17 protein-coding genes and 1 tRNA gene are annotated in these 18521 nt (G+C 49.5%); 6 read left to right on the forward strand and 12 right to left on the reverse strand.

Going from position 1 to position 18521, the window contains the following annotated elements:
- Positions 1 to 129 precede the first annotated feature (129 nt).
- From CEE36_03170 to CEE36_03180, 3 genes are all read right to left on the reverse strand, one after another.
- Entirely contained in the window at positions 130 to 966 is an 837-nt protein-coding gene (locus CEE36_03170) for a hypothetical protein (protein ID TKJ43701.1), read from the reverse strand.
- A complete protein-coding gene (locus CEE36_03175) occupies positions 966 to 3320 on the reverse strand; it encodes a hypothetical protein (protein TKJ43702.1) in 2355 nt (784 codons plus the stop codon). The genes CEE36_03170 and CEE36_03175 overlap by 1 nt, the downstream gene beginning before the upstream one ends.
- A gap of 289 nt (positions 3321 to 3609) precedes the next feature.
- Positions 3610 to 3951: a hypothetical protein gene (locus tag CEE36_03180; protein ID TKJ43703.1), complete on the reverse strand. Its 342-nt coding sequence runs from the start codon at positions 3949 to 3951 to the stop codon at positions 3610 to 3612.
- 158 nt (positions 3952 to 4109) lie between these two features.
- Here CEE36_03180 and CEE36_03185 point away from each other — a divergent pair, with 158 nt between their 5' ends.
- Positions 4110 to 5246 carry a hypothetical protein gene (locus CEE36_03185; GenBank protein ID TKJ43704.1) on the forward strand — a complete coding sequence of 379 codons (1137 nt, stop codon included), beginning with the start codon at positions 4110 to 4112 and terminating at the stop codon, positions 5244 to 5246.
- 506 nt (positions 5247 to 5752) lie between these two features.
- Here the strand turns inward: CEE36_03185 and CEE36_03190 are convergent.
- From CEE36_03190 to CEE36_03205, 4 genes are read right to left on the reverse strand one after another with little or no spacing between them, the layout of a single operon-like run.
- Positions 5753 to 6145 carry a hypothetical protein gene (locus CEE36_03190; protein TKJ43705.1) on the reverse strand — a complete coding sequence of 131 codons (393 nt, stop codon included), beginning with the start codon at positions 6143 to 6145 and terminating at the stop codon, positions 5753 to 5755.
- Positions 6126 to 6563: an anti-anti-sigma factor gene (locus CEE36_03195; protein ID TKJ43706.1), complete on the reverse strand. Its 438-nt coding sequence runs from the start codon at positions 6561 to 6563 to the stop codon at positions 6126 to 6128. The genes CEE36_03190 and CEE36_03195 overlap by 20 nt, the downstream gene beginning before the upstream one ends.
- 2 nt (positions 6564 to 6565) lie before the next feature.
- The gene (locus CEE36_03200; GenBank protein ID TKJ43707.1) at positions 6566 to 7216 is read right to left on the reverse strand and encodes a sigma-b regulator rsbr; all 651 of its coding nucleotides are present in this window, start codon (positions 7214 to 7216) and stop codon (positions 6566 to 6568) included.
- 26 nt (positions 7217 to 7242) lie between these two features.
- Entirely contained in the window at positions 7243 to 7641 is a 399-nt protein-coding gene (locus tag CEE36_03205; protein TKJ43708.1) for a hypothetical protein, read from the reverse strand.
- A gap of 531 nt (positions 7642 to 8172) precedes the next feature.
- On the opposite strand from CEE36_03205, the gene CEE36_03210 reads away from it, so the two are divergent.
- On the forward strand, positions 8173 to 9336 hold the full coding sequence (locus CEE36_03210) for a hypothetical protein (GenBank protein TKJ43709.1): 1164 nt from the start codon (positions 8173 to 8175) through the stop codon (positions 9334 to 9336).
- Positions 9337 to 9650: 314 nt separating this feature from the next.
- On the opposite strand, the gene CEE36_03215 is transcribed toward CEE36_03210, so the two are convergent.
- Positions 9651 to 10043: a hypothetical protein gene (locus CEE36_03215; GenBank protein ID TKJ43710.1), complete on the reverse strand. Its 393-nt coding sequence runs from the start codon at positions 10041 to 10043 to the stop codon at positions 9651 to 9653.
- Positions 10044 to 10570: 527 nt separating this feature from the next.
- On the opposite strand from CEE36_03215, the gene CEE36_03220 reads away from it, so the two are divergent.
- Together CEE36_03220 and CEE36_03225 are read left to right on the forward strand one after the other, a co-directional pair.
- Positions 10571 to 11722 carry a hypothetical protein gene (locus tag CEE36_03220; GenBank protein TKJ43711.1) on the forward strand — a complete coding sequence of 384 codons (1152 nt, stop codon included), beginning with the start codon at positions 10571 to 10573 and terminating at the stop codon, positions 11720 to 11722.
- A gap of 8 nt (positions 11723 to 11730) precedes the next feature.
- Positions 11731 to 13164 carry an acyl-CoA reductase gene (locus CEE36_03225; protein ID TKJ43712.1) on the forward strand — a complete coding sequence of 478 codons (1434 nt, stop codon included), beginning with the start codon at positions 11731 to 11733 and terminating at the stop codon, positions 13162 to 13164.
- 122 nt (positions 13165 to 13286) lie between these two features.
- Here CEE36_03225 and CEE36_03230 read toward each other — a convergent pair whose 3' ends face one another.
- The gene (locus CEE36_03230) at positions 13287 to 14147 is read right to left on the reverse strand and encodes a short-chain dehydrogenase (GenBank protein ID TKJ43713.1); all 861 of its coding nucleotides are present in this window, start codon (positions 14145 to 14147) and stop codon (positions 13287 to 13289) included.
- Positions 14148 to 14470: 323 nt separating this feature from the next.
- On the opposite strand from CEE36_03230, the gene CEE36_03235 reads away from it, so the two are divergent.
- Both CEE36_03235 and CEE36_03240 read left to right on the forward strand, forming a co-directional pair.
- Positions 14471 to 15043 (forward strand): hypothetical protein, encoded by a 573-nt coding sequence (locus CEE36_03235; protein TKJ43714.1) that lies wholly within the window; start codon positions 14471 to 14473, stop codon positions 15041 to 15043.
- Between the two features lie 8 nt (positions 15044 to 15051).
- Positions 15052 to 15123: transfer RNA gene (locus CEE36_03240), tRNA-Thr, on the forward strand.
- Between the two features lie 315 nt (positions 15124 to 15438).
- Here the strand turns inward: CEE36_03240 and CEE36_03245 are convergent.
- From CEE36_03245 to CEE36_03255, 3 genes are read right to left on the reverse strand one after another with little or no spacing between them, the layout of a single operon-like run.
- Positions 15439 to 15654: a KTSC domain-containing protein gene (locus tag CEE36_03245; protein TKJ43715.1), complete on the reverse strand. Its 216-nt coding sequence runs from the start codon at positions 15652 to 15654 to the stop codon at positions 15439 to 15441.
- 9 nt (positions 15655 to 15663) lie between these two features.
- Positions 15664 to 18156, reverse strand: a complete 2493-nt coding sequence (locus CEE36_03250; GenBank protein ID TKJ43716.1) for a hypothetical protein — start codon at positions 18154 to 18156, stop codon at positions 15664 to 15666.
- Entirely contained in the window at positions 18149 to 18394 is a 246-nt protein-coding gene (locus CEE36_03255; GenBank protein ID TKJ43717.1) for a hypothetical protein, read from the reverse strand. Before CEE36_03255 ends, CEE36_03250 begins: the two co-directional genes overlap by 8 nt.
- Positions 18395 to 18521: the final 127 nt, after the last annotated feature.

Consider the following 18521-nt stretch of genomic DNA (forward strand, 5'->3'; position numbering starts at 1 on the left):
AGAAGGGGTTCAGCTCAAACCAGGTCGGGGCCTGAGCCCCGGCCTTTCTCTACACGTAGGTCTTTGTGAATAATACCGAGCGGATGAGCCTCAGAGGGTCGGGTGTCTGCCCTCAGACCGGGATTTATATCACCGGAGGACGTAGCGCTGAGAACAAACAACCGCCTGGGAACCGAACACGCCCCAAGCACCTTCGATGTGCATGTAGTCTTCCACGCGGATGCCAGGGTCCCCGCGATCTTCTCCATAATACCGGTAGTCATAAGCGTTGGTGTCCAGAGCCGATACCCAGAACCAAAGGGAGTCGCCCCACAAATCAAGTTCCTCCAGAGGTATCGAGTAACTATCACCGGGCAACAACTCCGGATAGGTGAAAGCGGAATCTATGTAGACTGTATCTGCGTCCTCATCCTCCCACGAGGCCCAGACAAATGCCTTCACCAGATAACCTGCGGCATCGCTGGACTTGCTCCACGCCAGGGTATCGGTAGTGGATATGGTGTCGGTCTGAAATCCCGTTATCTCGAAGCTTCCAGGAATAGTGGTCTGAGCCTCGATCTCCTCCCCCGAAGGATAGGTAACCTCAAGCTCCCAGGTTTGGCCGGCCAAAAGCTGGATGGAATCTGAATAGTAGTATCCCACAGAGTCTTCGTTTTCGGCAAGAGCAAAACTCTGCTCGCCCTGTTTGAGGCTGACCTCTGCCCCGCTGACCCCGCTCCAGGGGAAAACTATCTCCAGCCAGACTTCAAACGTATCGTCATACCAGAAGGTATCCATGATGGTATCCGGCACCAGCGCCAGGGTATCGCCTACTGAAGTGGTTTTTCCAACCATGATGCACGCAAACGAGGAGTCGGTAGTGAGTACAGCATAGATATTAGGTTCACCTTCGTAGGTTTCCGGAGTGGTGTCGCAGGCGATTACGGATAAAAGAAGGATGATGGCGGGTATTATCCTGAATCTCATCACAACCTGGCCCTTATTCCAAAGCTGGGTATGGGGACGGGCAGCATCGGTACTGCTTCCCTTTGGGTGACTCCGTTTTCGTCAATCTCGTAGTCGTAGAAGAGTACGTTGCGCCTGGCGTAAACGTTGAGCACCTGGATGTAGAACTCGGCGTCGTAGCGCTTGAACAGCTTGAAGTGCTTGGTGAAGCCTGCGTCGAGGCGGTGATAGGGCGGATAACGAACCTCGCCCCGTCTGCCCGAGATAGGCATCCAGTCAATCTCTCCCTCTTCATTAACATGCTGATACCAGCCTATCTGTGCTGTGAAGGGAAAACCCGAACCGAACACCCACGCTGTGGTAAAGTTCCAGCCCTTGCCCAGAGGCAGCGCGAACGAGAAATTCACATTGTGCCGCGAGTCGTGCACCGGATAGAACCAGTCGCTATCCTCAAAACGATACTTGGTAACCGAATAAGAGTAACCCAGCCAGGCCGAGCCGCGCTTGAGGAAAACCTCCGCACCGTATGAGTAGCCTTGCCCCATGGAGATGTCACCGGTATCTGTAGTGATCCCTTCTCCTCCAAACCAGGTGGCCTCGCGTATATTTCGTATATCCTTAAAGTAGGCCTCCACCGAAAGACTCATATCCTTACCAAAGAGGTGCTCTGTGCCCAAGGTAGCGAGTGTAGAGTGAAGCGGGGGATAGCGCTCGTCGGCCGGCATCCACTGCTGGACGAACTGGACAGGCATCTTAAGCATCATCTCATCGCGGGGTAGGGGAACGCAAAGGTATTGATAGTAAAGCCCTGCTCCGGCCTTTATCGCCCAGGCGGCAGTGATCCGGCGCTTTATGCCTAACCGGGGAGAAACCCTCCAGTAATCTCCTTTAGAGAAGTACTCACCTCTCATGCCGGTTTCTATGACCCAGAAAGGGGTAGGTTCCCACTTATCCTGCACGTACGCAGCGGCAAGCCAGAAGGTGTCCCGCAGATCATAGAACACGGTATCCGTCTCCTCTTGAATGCTAGAGGTCTCAATAACCTTGCCCTCCAACCCGAACTCTAAAACATGTTCTGGTGCGGTGAACCAACTGAGTCCCCACTGCAGCCCCAGCTCACCGATTCCGCTGCGAAGCCTATAATAATACTCCTCACCGTTTCTCTCAACTACCTTGCTGTCAACCCGGTAACGAGTGGCATTGAATCCGAGAACGGAAAAAAGCTGAGGCGTGAAAAGGTAACGCCAGCGCAGCCCCAAAGTTCCATTCCCCCAACGGAAATCTAAATCCGTTACCCCTTCCTCCTCCTCATACCCTTCCTCTTCAGCCCCTTTCAATGACAGCACGTCGTCGCCGAAGAAGCCGGAGACGGTGAACCGGGATCGTTCGCTGGCGTCCCAGTTCACCTTGGCCTGAAGATCGTAGAAGTGATAGGGGAGATAGATGGAGAAATCGGGATTGAATATCTTATCCAGCGTCCAGGTGATGGCATCAATGTAAGTCCTTCGTCCGGCAACAAGCCAGGAACCTTTGGCACCCCAGGGAAGCGGCCCTTCCACGACAAGCTTGGAGGTCAAAAGCCCGATCTCTCCATAACCGGCTATCCGTTCGCTGTTGCCCGCCTTCATCTCCACGTCAAGCACCGAGGATATCGCTCCGCCGTAACGGGCCGGGTAACCGCCGGTATATAGCTCCGCCCCTTTGAGGGATTCGAGAATGAAGGTGGAAAAGAAGCCCAGCAGATGGTATGGGTTGTAGACGGTAACGCCGTCGAGCAGCACAAGGTTCTGATCCATGGTTCCCCCACGAATGTAAAGGGCAGAGGTAAAATCGGAGACCGACACCACTCCGGGCAGCATATGTAAAGAACGAAACAGATCCTGCTCAACAAATCCCGGTATCTGCTTCAGCTCGCTGAGTTCAACGTGCCTTACCCCAACGTCGACCTCGTGCTCGAACCGCGCACGCTCCGCTGTTACCTCGACCGGTTCCATACCCAGGGGCTGGGGCTTAAGGTAGAAGTCGCGGCGCAGCCTCTTATCGGCTCTGACGTCTATCTCTAAGCGTTCCTCCCGATAACCTATCATCGAAACGATCAAGGTGTGCTTGCCCTCGGGTACACGTGAAAGCACGTAGTAGCCCTGCTTGTTGGTGGCGGTGCCCATGCTTTTATCGGCAAGATAAACGCTGACGTAGCTCAGGAACTCGCCTGACTCCGCTTCGCGCACGAACCCTGCAACCATTCCGGTCTCGGCGGCAAAAAGGAACTCCGTGAGAAAAAGCACTGCCCATATTATTCCCTTGCGCATACCGAACTCTATCCGTCTATTCCTGTATGTCAAGAGGCAATACCGGACCCCCCGGCGACATGCCATCGCAGGCAGATACCGCCGGCAGGTTCGGGAACCGCTTTAACTCATCCGTATGCTGAGAGTTAATCTTAACGGTTATGATCCTGGAAGGATCGGGGGAGCTCGGAAAAGGTCTCTTCCCCTAGATCAACACCAACCACCTCATCGTTTACCCAAATCCTGGTTTCACGTTATCCCTCCTTGGATGCATACTATCTGCTTTGGCAGAGGAAGTCAAGTGGACAAATGTCTGTGCGCCAAGAGATTGTTACCAGGGTAGCGTGATAGGGTGAGGGAAAGATGTGGAACAGCCTTACCTGCCTCTGTGCACGAGGGTGTCGCTCAATTCAAATTGCAAACTGCAAATTCTAAATTGCAAATTTGTCTGGATACAAGCGATAGAACTGTGGGCTTCGATTATGGAGAGATGAAGGGTATATGTTTGAGATTCTAATGAGTGTTGGTCCAGAGGGATAGATAAGCCTGGTTGTGGAGTATAGCTAATTACTAAGTCCAACAGTTTATAAAAACCGTCGCCGTCAATCTTGGGGTTATCCTTTAAGTTTGGGAATTGGCCATCACAGTGGACCAATTTAGCGAGTTGCAGGCCGATAAGTTCAAATAATCGGCAAGTTACCTTTGGCGGCAACCGCATTCAGACCATGCGGATAAGAATACCTCCTCAAGCAAAGGCCTTCTGTCTTCAGCACACTATCTTCTCCCTTGATGGGAAGGAGAGGTAACGAATGCTTCCTATCTTGACATCTTCGGCTGAGCCGTGTAGGATATTCCTAATCCAACAAGGAGGAAAAGATGAATAACCTTGCGTTCATAAAACGAGCAGCGCTCGTTATCCTTGCGCTGCTGATGCCCGTAACTGTTACCTGCAAGAAACAAGCCGGGAATAACAACCAAGTCGAGGAACGGTATCTCATCATCACTGAAGAAGGCGGGGACGAGAAAGAGATAGATGTCACCGGCTGGGAGCCTGGCGAAGAGTTCGTCTGGTTGAGTGGATTCGGCTACCCCTGGCAAGGTGAAGACAGCCTTGACTACCGTATCGAGGATGGTCTTCTATGGGTGAACGGCAAGCTGGTCGGTGCGGACCTTGAAGAGGTCGCGTTCGCCGATCTGTCCAATCCTGAGGAGATAGTTAGCGTTCGCACGGATGCAGAGCATATGTTGGAGCTGAAGCGATTCCCCAATCTTACTGTAGTATTTCCTTTTGTCATAAAAGATGATGACTTGGCACACCTTAAGGGTTTCACCAACCTTAGGGCGTTGTATCTGCTCGGGCCCCTGATCACGGACGCCGGGCTTCGCCACCTTTCAGGCCTCACCAACCTGAGGGAGTTGTATCTGTGGGAGACCGACATCACGGACGCAGGGTTTGTGCATCTCAAGGGTCTCACCAACCTGAGGGTGTTGAGTTTGTTCGAGACGGATATCACCGACGCCGGGCTTCGCCACCTTGAGGGACTCAAGAACCTGAGGGTGTTGGGTCTGCTCGGTACCGATATCACGGACGCCGGGCTTGCCCACCTTAAAGGTCTCACTAACCTGAAGGGGTTGTATCTGAACGGCACCGATGTCACGGACGCCGGGCTTCGCCACCTTTCAGGCCTCACCAACCTGAGGGTGTTGGATCTGGGGGCCACCGACATCACGGACGCTGGGCTTACGCACCTTAAAGGACTCACCAACCTGAGGGAGTTGAATCTGTGGTATACCGCTATCACCGACGCGGGACTTAAACACCTTAAAGGTCTCACCAACCTGAGGGAGTTGAATCTGCGGAATACCGACATCACGGACGCCGGGCTTCGCCACCTTGAGGGCCTCAAGAATCTGAGGATGTTGGATCTGTGGAGAACCAAGATCACGGACGCCGGGGAAAAAGAGTTAAAAAAGGCGCTGCCGGAGTGTGGGATTTACCGTCATTATAGGTAAGGATCGCAGAGGGAGCTAACGGCATGGACGCGGCTGCGCCGCTCATTTCAAATTTCAAAGTGCAAAATGCAAATTGAAGGTGCGCTAACGGCTAACAGCTCACCGCCGACCGCCCACGGCTGACAGCAAACGTGTATAGGGTGTACCTTAAAGCATCCGTGGGATATTAGTTCGCTAGCGAGGCTGATACCCTATGAACGCATACAGTGCTCAAGGGATATGCTATACCTGACGGGAGCACGCTGTCCCATTAAGGGAGGAGAGTAATCTGCCTCCTCTATAAGAACCAGTCATGTAAACAGTTACACCTGTATCCAAACTCTAAACCCTCATGCACCCCCCCTACCTCCCTATGCATCTTGCCAACCGACCCAGATTAACTTCCCTTAAAGGCATCTAACTAATATTCTCGAATCTCCCTCTACCCTCTTCTCCAGACCCCCCAATTAGTCCGCTCTCATGGTCAATTCCCTTAAGTTTTTCTATCCTTAGTTTAGCTGTATCGTTCATTGCGCCAGCCATTTCTCTATTGTGACGGTGGTTCCATGACCTGGTTGGGTATTGATCTCCATATGGTCAGTAAGCCTTTTCGCACCGGGTAGTCCTTTCCCCATGGCCTTCATTGAGGACCAGCCGTCCTTTAGAGCCAGTTCCACATCATCTATTCCCGGACCATTATCGATGAAGCTTATGCGAATCCCGCTGTGAGAATCGGAGTGTTCTTCTATGTGAACTTCTCCTTCGCCTGCGTAGAGGTAGATGTTTCGGGCCAGCTCAGATACCGCGGTGCTGATCCGGGTCTGATCAACAAGCCCGAAACCTAACTTTCGAGCCACCTCTTTTGCTGCGGCACGTGCGTGGACGATGTCAGATTCCTCTTTAATCGGAACCACTATCATCCGCTTCCTCTTCTTCGCTTTCCTCCTCGAGACCTTGCTTCTCTGAGGCCTTCTCCTTCAGGCTCTCCTGCAGGAGTTCGTAGCCTTCGTCAAGGTTTATTGCTGTCCTTACCCCACCTAAGGAAAGCCCCAACTCCACCAATGTGATGGCAACCGCTGGCTGCATGCCCACGATCACGATCTCCGCATCAAGTGTAGAGGCCATCCTGGCTGTGTCCGCAAGGGTGCGCCCCATGAAGGAATCAACCATCTCCAAGGCTGAGATATCGATGAGTACGCCCTTGGCCTGAGTCTGGGAGATGCGCTCGAGGATATCTTGCTGAAGCTGCTGGGCTATCCGGTCGTGCAGGTCAATCTGGATGGAGACGAGCAGGAAATCCTTCAGCTTAAGGATAGGAATAGAGGTGTTCTCTAGCATGGCTAGGCTTTCCGCTCTTCTACCATCCTTATGTTCAGACGCCCAAAGGCCCACTTCAAACCTTCAGCCAGGGTAGAGAGTGTCTCTACCCCTGAGAGATCCACCCCCAGATGCACCATGGTCTGGGCGACCTCCGGTCGTATGCCGGTGATAACGCAGTCAGCACCCAGAAGCTGCACCGCGGCAATCGTTTTTAACATGTGATTGGCTACAGCCGAGTCAACCGTGGGAACGCCGGTGATGTCCAGTATGGTCACCTTGGTTTGGGTGGCCGCGATATCTGTCAAGAGGGACTCGGTGAGCCTCTGCGAGCGCCGGGTATCGAGCGTTCCGATAAGGGGCAGAACCAGCACACGCTCCCATATCTTGATGATGGGTGTTGAAAGCTCCTCAATTGCCTTGCGCTGTTGCTCGATAAGGGCGAGTTTTTCCTCAAGCTCTTCGGCCTTCTTCGTGCTCTCGCGAACCTCCTCGCCCATGTCGGAGATCACGAGATTTATCCCGGTCTCTACTGCGCTAAGGGCATCGGCCTTCTCTATATCGGTGTCGGTCTCAATCTGGACCCCGAAATCGCCGCACGCGGCCTGAGAAAGAATCTCTTCCATCCTTTCGATTCGGCTTTCCAGATCGGCTATCCCTTTCGTTTTAGCCATACTTCACTCCTTCACAATGAGGCTAATTACTTTGATTCCTTCTCTTTTCCCTTTTCGTCTTTCAGCCAGGCAAGGGCTTCTTCTTCCGTGTCGAAGAACTTGAGATCTCTCCCTCTTCCTATCGCTGTGAATACGATTTTGCCAAGCATCCGGAGTGTCGGGTTCGCTCCATGGATCGCTATCTTACCCCAGTTGACCAGGTTGATAGTTTCGCGGATTGTCTTGCGGGTCTGTTTATCGTGGAGAGTCTGAGACTCCTCGGCCAGCTCGATGAAGAAGTAGCGGTGTAGCTCGGGTTCAAAATTGTCTTTGACAAAATGGAAGAAGCCGGAGGTACCCTCCGAGTCTAATGCCTGATAGAGAACCGCGCGCATCACCTCGTTTTCCTCGTCGAACCAGATCTTGTACTTCTCTTTCTCCTCCATTTTTATTCTCCTTTCAGCGATTTAAAGGTTTTCTTGCGCAAGAAAAGCGAGTATCTTGCTTGCACCGAATCAGGTTTAGTCCCGATTCAGCTACGGCTAACATTATTCTGTCTTCATCTATGCCCACACTACCCATACTTGTAAGGGGGAAATCTTTGAACATATTACTGTTTTTCCTTCCCTTGTCAACCCCATTTGATCAGCTCATCCTATTAATGCCCGAACATCCTTAAATAATATTATTTTATTACATTTATCTAAAGGAACCAGCTAGATGGAGTCATTTCTAATTTTATTGGCTACTTCTTCCTATCTGAAAAATGACCTAAATGTTCACTTGACATATGCAGTTTTTTGATTATAATCAATCAACGAACAAAAGGAGTCGTTCTTTGGAAATAAAAAACTGCTTCGCACACAGCGGGTGTTTCAGCAAAGACTAACGCAGGCTTTACCGCTTCGAAAAGCCTGAAAACCTTAGCCAAAACTGCTTGATACATTTAAGTATCAAGTATTAAAAAGGAGAGCTAAATGCCGAAAACCACAAAAAAAACAAACAAGTATGCAACAGATTCGGAGTTCGTCCGCGATCTGGAGCATGACATCACTGCCTTCATAAAGGCCGGCGCTGAACAATCCGATGTCGACGAAAAGTACAACGAACTCGCCCTTCGGTTGTTTGAGTACCAATACAACATGAACATACCTTACCAGAAGTACTGTGACAAATACGGCAAAAAACCAGGCACCATAGATTCCTGGGAAGAGATTCCCGTGGTTACCACTTCCGCATTCAAGGAAGTGACATTCAGGACCTTTCCGGAGGAAGAAACTGTAATGCTCATGACCAGTAGCGGAACAGACGATCCTGAAAAGCGCTCAAAGGTCTATCTTAATAAGATGGGTCTCGAGTTATTCGACTTGTCCACCCAAACCGCAATAGAACTTGGATTGTATGGTTCCCCGGATGAGAAGTTTCACGCATTGTTGCTCGGTCCCGATCCCGAATTAACGCCCGAGGCATCTATAGTGGTACGCGGACTAATACAAGTGGTTGAAGGGCATTATATCGGGAAGCCGGAATTCTTCATAAAGCCTGATGGGTTCGATTTCGCAGGCCTTGCCGAAAGACTCAGGCAGGCCGAAGAGACCGGTGAACCGGTGGTGATCGCTGGAGCCACGTTCGGACATATCCACTTCTTTGACTATTGCCAATCCCAGGGCATCTCCTTCAAGCTGCCCGAAGGCAGCCGCTGCTTTGACGGTGGAGGCTACAAAGGCAAAGCAAGACAGATCACCAGAGAAGAGTACTGTCAACTGGCTAAAAAGGTACTTGACGTACCGTCACATCTTCTTGTAAATTGCTACGGCATGGTCGAGGTACCCTTGCCTTTCATGGAAAACGTATTCTACAACCACAGAAAAGGCATAAAGGAACCACGCTACAAGATGATTCCTCACTGGGGGAAAACCCTGGTTGTTGATCCCGACACCCTGAAGCCTTTGCCCAAGGGCGAACGAGGATTGCTTCGTCATTACTGTTTGGCTAATCTTGTGACCGCGCAGGCTATTCAAACGGATGATGTAGGTGTCGCAATCGGTTCCGGCTTCGAAATCTTGGGCCGTGCAAAAGGCTCCGAGGCGCGCGGCTGTTCCATTGCCATTGACGAACTCCTCAGCGCACAAAAAAAATAATGGAGGACAGGATGTCAGGGGCAGAAACATCTACCCCGGTGTTCTTCCTGTGTGCCCTGGATGAGACCCACGTTTAGAACCCTTTTGCCCTTGAGGTCCAAACCCGCGGGGATCGCGTCAGGAGAGATTCGCTGGCACCCACATCCTCCCTAGTTCTCCAATCATCGCAGAACCAAAACCAGCAAGGGAAAACTACCTATCCCATCTTGCGATTTATGAGTTTGTGGAGAGGATAGACAAAACCGTAGCCTTCTGGCGTGATCCCCGCTTTCCCTTTGCTCCTGTTCATGTCTTACTCCTTCAGAGCGGGCTAATTACTCTGATTCCTTCTCTTTTTCAGCCTTCAGCCAAGCAAGGGCCTCTTCTTCGGTTGCGAAGAACTTGGTATCCTTCGCCCTTCCAAGTGCCGTCGCTGCGATTCTGCCAAACATCCGCACGGCTGGTTTCGCGCCGCAGATCGCTATCTTGTAGAAATCAAGACTCGCAGCCCCATCCTTTAGTAATTTACGGCCTTCCTTCTCGGGTATAATCTGGCCACGTTCGGAAGAGATCTTGACTGATAGATAACGCCGTTGCTCCGGGGTGAATCCCTTTGCAGAGTTAATGAAACTTCCTACGTCTTCCGTCTCGAACTTATCAAAGATCTCCAGCCACAGTACCCCGTTCTCCTCGTCGTACCAGAGTTTGGATTTGTCTTTCTCTTTCATTTTTCTCCTCCTTTTGGCGATTTAAGGGTTTCCTCGCGCAATAAAAGCGAGTCTCTTGCTTGCATCGAATCTGGTTTTAAGCCTGATTCAGTCACAGCAAGCATTACACTTCTCTATGCCCACACTACCCATACTTGTAAGCGGGGAATCTTTGGACATATTACTGTTTTTCTTTCCTTTGTCAAGTCCATTTGATTAGCTCACTCTATTAATGCCCGAACATCCCTAAATAATATTATTTTATTACATTTATCTAAAGGAACCAACTAAATGGAACCATCTGTAGTCTTATTGGCTATCCATTTCTATTTGGAAAATGACCTAAATGTTCACTTGACATATGCAATTTTTTGACTATAATCAATCAATGAATAAAAAGAGTCGTTCTTTAGAGATGAAGAACTGCTTCGCCCACAGCGGGTGTTTCAGCAAAGACTAACGCAGGTGTTGCCGCTTCTAAAAGCCTGAAAACGTTAGCCGAAAACGCTTGATACATTAAAGTATCAAGTATTAAGAAGGAGGAACAAATGCCGAAAACAACAAAAAAAACAAAGAGGTATGCAGCCGATTCGGACTTCGTCCGCAATCTGGAACAGGACATCACAGCCTTCATAAAGGCAGGACGTGATCAAGCCGGCACCGAGGAGCGCTTCAATGAACTGGCCCTTCTGTTGTTCGAGTACCATTATAACGCGAATGCGCCCTATCAGAAGTACTGCCAGAAAAGAGGAGTTGCCCCAGGCGAGATCCGCTCCTGGACACAGATCCCTGCGGTGCCCACAACCGCTTTCAAGGAGATCCCCTTATGCACCTTCCCACCGGAAAAGGCTGTGAAGGTCTTCACGAGCAGCGGGACCACCCAGCAGACCAAGCGCTCAACCCTTTATTTCGATGAAGCCGGGCTTCGCTTGCTTGAGCTGTCTCAGCAGACGGTGGTGACTGAGACCATGTGTCGTGATTTCGACAAGGCTCGTCTTTTGCTCGCTGCTCCCCCACCAACTATGGCTCCCAATTTGGCGTTGACCAACTACCCGCTGCTCGCGCTTAAAGGCCGCCTGATTGGTGAGCCGGTGTATCTTATCGGCAAGGAAGGACTTGATTTCCCTGGATTGGTAGCGAACTTAAGAGAAGCCGAAGATCCCCTGATTCTGACCGGAGCCACGTTCGCGTTCCTTCACTTCTTCGAGTACTCGAAATCCCAGAATATGTCGTTCCGGCTTCCCGAGAAAAGCGTTATAAACGACGGCGGAGGCTTCAAAGGGCAGGCGCGAGAGATACCCAGGGAAGAGTACTTCGAATTGGCCCGTCAGGTTCTCGGAATTCCACCGGAGCGCATCCTGAACGCCTACGGTTTGAGCGAGGTGGCCACGGGATTCAATGATAACGGATTGTACAACAAGACTAACGGCATAGATGGCCCACGTTACAAGATGATCCCGCACTGGGTTAAAGCGGTTGTGGTCGATCCGGATACGCTCAAACCCCTGCCCAAAGGCCAAACCGGCTTGCTGCGCTACCACTGCCTAACCAACTTTTCGAACGTGATGGCCGTGCAAAGCGACGATGTGGGTTATGCGGTCGAAGATGGCTTTGAGGTCGTAGGCAGAGCAAAAGGTGCTGAAGCACGCGGCTGCTCCATTGCCATGGACGAGCTGATCAGTGCCCAAAAAATGAAGTAGCCGGCAAGATGAGAGAAACATCAATCCCAGCGTTCTTCCTGCCCGAAGTTGCTGAGGCTGACCTTGGGGAGTTTACTACGCTTGAGTTCGGGCAAGGCCAGAACACGGTCAGGATGCATTCTCCCCTCCTTACACCTGCTTTGCTCTCCAAGATCATAGCGCAACTTAAAGAAGCGCGGGAGGAATACCTCGCCAAGCTCCCTGTCTATGAGATCATCGAAACCATAGATAAAGCCGTGGCACTTTGGCGCGATCCAGACTACCCACTGCGTCGCAAGGCCGAAGCGCTACTTCCTCTCATCACCGGCTACTCCAGCGAGATGATTACCCAGACCCTGGACGAGATCGTACTCATGTTGCGGGGAGAAGACCTGAAGCTCCTTCTTGAAGAGGAGTTAGGCGACCCTCTGTTTCTGGATCAATTCAGGCCGCGGCCGAAAAGCACCGGGATGTGCAAGGTCTACGGGCCTCGTCTCACCACCGCCGTGTTCGCAGGCAACGTTCCAGGACTTCCTGTGGCAAACATCGTCTATGCGCTGCTCATGAAATCGGCGATCTTAGGCAAGTCATCCTCTGAGGAGCCTTTGTTCGGCGTTCTATTCGCACAAACTCTGGCTGAGATAGATCCTGAGCTGGCTCGCTCTGTTGCCATGGTTTGCTGGAAAGGCGGCGATGTGGAGATCGAACACCTGGCTTTTGGCTCCTCGGATGCTGTGGTTGTCTATGGCGGAGAGCATTCTGTAAACGAAGTCCGGAAGCGGGTTCCTTTCCGAACCCGCTTCATCGCCTACGGGCATAAACTCAGCTTCGGGGTCATAGGCCGCGAGCATCTAGCAGCGGACCGCGTCAGGCAGACGGCGGCCTGGGCAGCCGTAGACGCATCAGTCTTTGATCAGCAGGGGTGCCTGTCTCCTCACGTGTTCTACGTAGAAGAAGGCGGCCAGACCACGCCCAAGGAGTTTGCGAGGCTGTTGGCTAGCGAGATGGAGGCCTTTAACCAAAAGATCCCTCGCGGGAGGATCTCGCCTGACGAATCGGCACATATCAACCAGCTACGTGGCTCATACGAGTTCCGGGAGTTTGAAGACCAAGGTGTAGCACTGCATGCGAGCTCACGGGGTACGGACTGGACGGTTATCTACGAACGCGATCCGGCATTCGTGCCGTCGTGTCTGAATCGAACCATCCGCATCAAGCCGGTGAAAGACGTATCAGAAGTGGTTGGATTGATCGAACCCATAAAGGGCTACCTGCAGACGGTAGGCGCAGCTCTGCCACAAGAAAGGTTCTTATCCCTGGCGAATAAGATGGGCCAACTAGGGGCAGATCGCATCTGCCCTCTGGGCAAGATGACCGCTCCTTCCCTCACCTGGCATCACGACGGACGCTTCAACATACTCGATCTGCTCAGATGGACTGATATAGAACAAGGCTCAACATAAGCTGAGAACAAGAAAAAACTGGGGGGCTAAACACGTCCCCACGGGGTTGGAAACAACTCCGTGGGGACTTTGTTTTCTGGTTCACCTCCTTTAGGGTTTAGCTCACAGCTTGGTTGTTTTCTTCATGACGCCAGCCCTGTTAACTCCTCACTGATTTTCCACAGCCGCTGCCAAGCTTCTTGGTTGTAAGAGGCTTTGGACGAACGCTTGGGTTTTCGCTTGGAGAAATACTTTCCGGTGACGCCCTCCACCTCCGGCGAGGACGCCAGATAGATGCTGGTCAGCGCACCCTCCTCAGGGGGAATCGCCCATAAGAGGTTAAAACTCACCCACCTGACTATCCTAAGAGCACCCCTAACCTGATGCGCCACGTTGGTCTTCACAAAGCCAGGATTGAGGGCATTTACCGTGACCCCGGTGCCCGCCAGCCGCCGCGCGAGTTCGTAGCTGAACATGAGCAGGGCAAGCTTGGAGTGGGTATATGCTGGGATACCGAAGAATTTTTCCCTGGTTGGTAGTTCGTTAAGATTTAACCCCTTAACCCATGCGTGCATGAAGGAGGAAACATTGACTATGCGGGACGGAGCACTGGTCTTGAGGACATCAAGTAACAGGTGGGTCAACAAAAAAGGAGCGATATGGTTGACGGCAAAGAACATCTCGATACCGTCGGAGCTCTGGGCTCGTTCGGCAAGACCAATGCCAGCGTTGTTTATGAGCACGTCCAGGCGTTGATAGCGATCCTTAAACTCCTGGGCCAGTCGGCGAATCTGAGCCTGCGAGGAGAGATCGGCAAGCATCAAATCAACCAAATCGTTTCCGCTCTCCCTCTTGATCTCGAGCCTGGCTGCCTCGCCTCGTTCCTTGCTGCGGCAGGCCATAACTACGGTCGCGCCCATCTTTGCCAATCCCAGAGCGGTTTCCTTGCCTATACCTGAGTTAGCTCCTGTCACCAGGCAGACCTTGCCTTTCATTTCATTCATCTTAGCCTCCTTGGTCTTTAGACTTATGTCTTTAAAGTCTGCCATTGAAGTCGTTGACATCCTATTATTTTTATCATTGACGAATTATAGATTAAATTCCGAACGATGTCAAGTTAATTATAAGTCTATTTTATTGAAAGTTACAGGGGGGGACGGTGAATCCTTCAGTATCGTCTTGGTAAGGTCTTTCGCTTCGATCTTGCGCGGGTTGAGGAGTGGCTTGAGTCGCGGGGCGTGCAACCACAACTCATCCGAACCAACAGCGCCGATCTCGAACGTGATGTTGACAAGATACTTGCCTCAACTACAATTGGAGGTAAGGTATGAGAGTTTATCAATGTGGTAAGCGTTGGTATGTCGAGGACTCATACAACCCGAAAAGGTACCGCCGGTCCGCGGGTCGGACTAAGCGGGAGGCTCTTTTAAAACTTGGCGAGATTGAACGCTACAAAGAAGTCTGGATAGAGAATGTAAAGTCTGCTTCCGTTAACCGTGAGTTGGCGTTACTAAGGCATATGCTCCGTAAGGCAATAGATTGGGATTACCTGCGGAAAGAAAATCCTGCAAGCAGGGTGAAACAGTTCAAGGAACCCTCAGGACGGGTAAGATACCTCTCCTTTGAAGAAAGAGAGCAATTACTTGAAGCGTGTAAGCGGACTGGTATCGAGGATTTCCATTGTCACAGCCTTAGACACACCTTTGCCTCTTATCGCGTTATGGCGGGTGTAGACATCCGAACGGTTCAGGTACTGATGGGACACAAGGACATCAAGATGACCATGCGGTATTCGCATCTTTCCAAGAGATACCTCAGAAAGGCGGTAAACCGGATGGTCACAAATTGGTCACAAGTCGAGGATGCACCCGTCGAGCAATCTCCCAAGTTACGGAGTTAAAGAAACTTGCCGACGTAGCTCAGCGGTAGAGCAACGCTTTCGTAAAGCGTAGGCCGGTGGTTCGAATCCACTCGTCGGCTTTTTCAATCGTTACCCAGTAGGGCGCAACCCGTTGTAACACAAGCACTTACAAGGGATATAGGTATCCCTTTGGGCGGGTGCAAGGTTTACCCTATCACACCTGAAAAGTAGGCGTTTGGGTGCAAAAATGGCTAAGAACCCCTAAAATAACACACCTACTGACACAGCCCAAAAGGTGCTCGGAGAAACACAGCCCAAACACACCGCCGTCAGTTTGGGCCGCTGCCCAGAACTCAAAAGGTTAGTGCAGTAGGTCTATATCTTCTCAAGCCGCTCTCTGAATCCGTCTTTCAAATGTACACGGGGCAACCTCGTCATTTTACCCGAATGTAAGTGTATCCTTCCTTTTTTATGTTTTGATCCAAATACTGACCTTTTGAAGGAGCATTCATAAGACCATCATATAAGGCAAGTGGAACACCAAAGTATTGATAGATTCTACCCCCATGAAACTCCACCTCTAAGACTTGAGTAGATCGGTTGTACCCTACGGATACAAGATTACTCGATTGAACTGGGATTCTCTTCATCTTGTCACCTCAAATTTTCAGATTACCACACCGACACTGCTTGAGTTTCGCATTGTTGGGTGAGTATTTTTTGCAAGCTTCTGTATTACAACTTGGACAAACGAAAAGGGCCTTAAATTCATCTATATCTCTAAGAACCGTTTCCACATCCCCTCTACTTAAAGTAGTTGATTGCATGTTCCGATGATGTGAACCTAAATTTGTCAGCAGTTGACTTGCTCTTAAATCATCAAAAATTGCTTTCCCATCCTTTGAACGCAGAGACTGGTTCTCATTTATGTAACTCCGCAGACCATCTAACAACTCGCTTGCTTCTCTTTGATCATTCCTAGGGCCTACACGAAATTCAAGGCTTTTCACACCGAGTTTAGAGCATTTGTCTTTCAACAATTCTTCAATTAAAGTTCTACAACGATTCGCAGCCTCATGTATATTATTTCTCTCCAATTGCCATTTGATTCTTTCGTCTAATGTAGCTGGTGACTCTATGACCTCAACCCCTCTTTCAATTGACCATTTTTTCAACCCACGAAAACGCCATTTACCTGTAGGTGACAAGGTTTTCTTCAACTCTTCAAACCAGAGATCATCGTGTGTAAAAAGCAGAATCTGAACATCAGAAAACTCATCACGGAGTAACCTTGCCAAAGCAAACCTGTGGTTCGAATCAAAACTGCTAATAACGTCATCGAGTATAATGAAATTGCTTACTTTGTTGAAGTATCTAATGAAGGCTAAGAACAAACAGATACCAAGACTATTCATGTGGGATTCGCTTAGAACCTTTCGCGGTGGTGATATTTCCAAGCCGTGAAACAGAAGCTTGAACTCGACACCCCTAAGTTCTGTTTGAATAAGCTGTATTTGATCTATTTTTTCGTCCAAATGAAGACGAGCAAAAAATTTTTCAACGTCGGAAGATATCACCGAGATCACGGCGTTAAGCCCTTCCTTTTCTCGATTTTCAAAATCTCGTAGTACATGCCACATTGATGATATTTGTTCCCTGAATTTCTCAATCTTTTGATTCAACCTTTGGATCTTTATAAAATTATCGCGCAATGAGTCAAGCCTGGCGACATTCCTGTAAAAAATCTTTTCTTCCTCGGTATCAGATAGTTCATCCTTGAGCGCTGCTAACTTCCCTCGTGTCTTTTGAATAGCTTCACTTAAGACTCTTAGACTTTCATCATTCGGCACTCCTACTTCAGTTGGTTCAATAACCTTCTGCATATTGATTGTCAAATCGTTCCACGCATTAAGGCGGTTCAGCCAGTTAATTATCTGATTCAATTCGTCGGGCAAGGTAAGGAGCTTCTTGTTTTCTTCGCTCTCGAATTCCTGGATTCCATCCATAGATGAAGTTATACTTACCCTCAATTGTTTCACGCTATCAATAAGTTCCTTTTTCTCTTTTAACAATGCTTCGAGCCTAATTACTTCTTCTTCCACAGTTTTTTGGAGTTGCAACGTATCAAATTTACTCTTACATAGAGGGCACTTGTTTGGTGCACCCCACCCTTTACTCAAAATCTGTTGGGCCTTGGCATAAAGACCTTCCCATGCCGAAGCAGCCAACAATTCCGGTTTCGCAACAAGTTTGTTGTGTTTGCCGGCGATGGTCTTTAACTGATTACAAATTTCTTCGGGTGTGCGTATTTTCTCAATGGCCCTCTGTAAAACCTCAACCGCAAGGCGCTTTTTACCTTTGTCGGTTCTCAATGTTTGTTCATCTAGGGTGTTGGCTACTGCAATTAGAGACTCAAAATCCGTTATTGGTTGAGGATGCTTTAGTTCTGCTCTTATTTGTTCAGTCGAACTGTCTGTCAAAGTCAGTCCCCTTAATTCGAGATGCTTTAGTTCTGCTCTTATTTGTTCAGCATAACTGATAATATCCTGAATTTCAAAAGTGTCGCGACCAATAATCCGACCGATTTCTTCTTTGCTATTCTGCAACCTAGCTTCATTTTGGATTAGTTCCTTGTCATCTTTCAACGCATTGTATACCTTCAGCAGAATCTCTCTCATCTCCGTTACAACCCTAAACCCTACAATTTCCTCTATATCTTCAAGCTTTTCACTTTTTGTCTTGTCAACGAATCTTCCTATCGTAGAATGTCTTAAAATGAATGATTCTTTCGCGACCTCCTCTATAAACTTATTAAATTCCTCAGATTGATTCGAAGAATAATACCCCCCTTTCCTTTTCAACGTCTTAACGGAGCTTAAGTTCACATCATCAAATTCAAGCGTAACAGTTGCATCTTGACTATCGGGCAAAGCCTTATTGAAGTAATCCTCTCTACCGCAACCTTCCTTTCTAAGGTCTTCTATTTCGTCAGTAAAGAACCATTCAATCGCATCTGTAAAGCTACTTTTACCATCACCATTGTTGCCGTATAAAACGAGATTTGGTGCATTATTGGGGAATTCAAGCACAACAGGCTTTAGAATGCCTCTGAAACCCTCTATGGTTAATCTCTTTAGACTAACTTTATCCATTGCCTGCCTCTCTCAATTCCTTCAACCCATTAAGAATCTCTTCTTTGGTAAATCTACTGCTATAAAAAAGGGAACGTAAAAGACCCATAACATCGGCATCGATCCGCAAAATGTCAAGTTCTTTAAAGAACTCCGCAACTAATTCCTTGCCTGTTTTTATGTCGGAAGCCTTCTCTCGCTCTTGTTCGCCCATTCCTATTTTCGGCTGTTCTTTTGTCTCGCCTGAAGATTCGGTCATTTAATATCCTCTTTTTTGCCGATCTGCCAACCTCATAAGGAAATACTATACACTTAGACTATCCTTTTGTCAAGCCCCTTTGCCTAAAATTGCGACTTTAAGAAATTGCCTCTCTGAGATTTCAGAG

The organism is candidate division TA06 bacterium B3_TA06 (assembly GCA_005223075.1).
Taxonomy (GTDB): domain Bacteria; phylum Hydrothermota; class Tepidihabitantia; order B3-TA06; family B3-TA06; genus B3-TA06.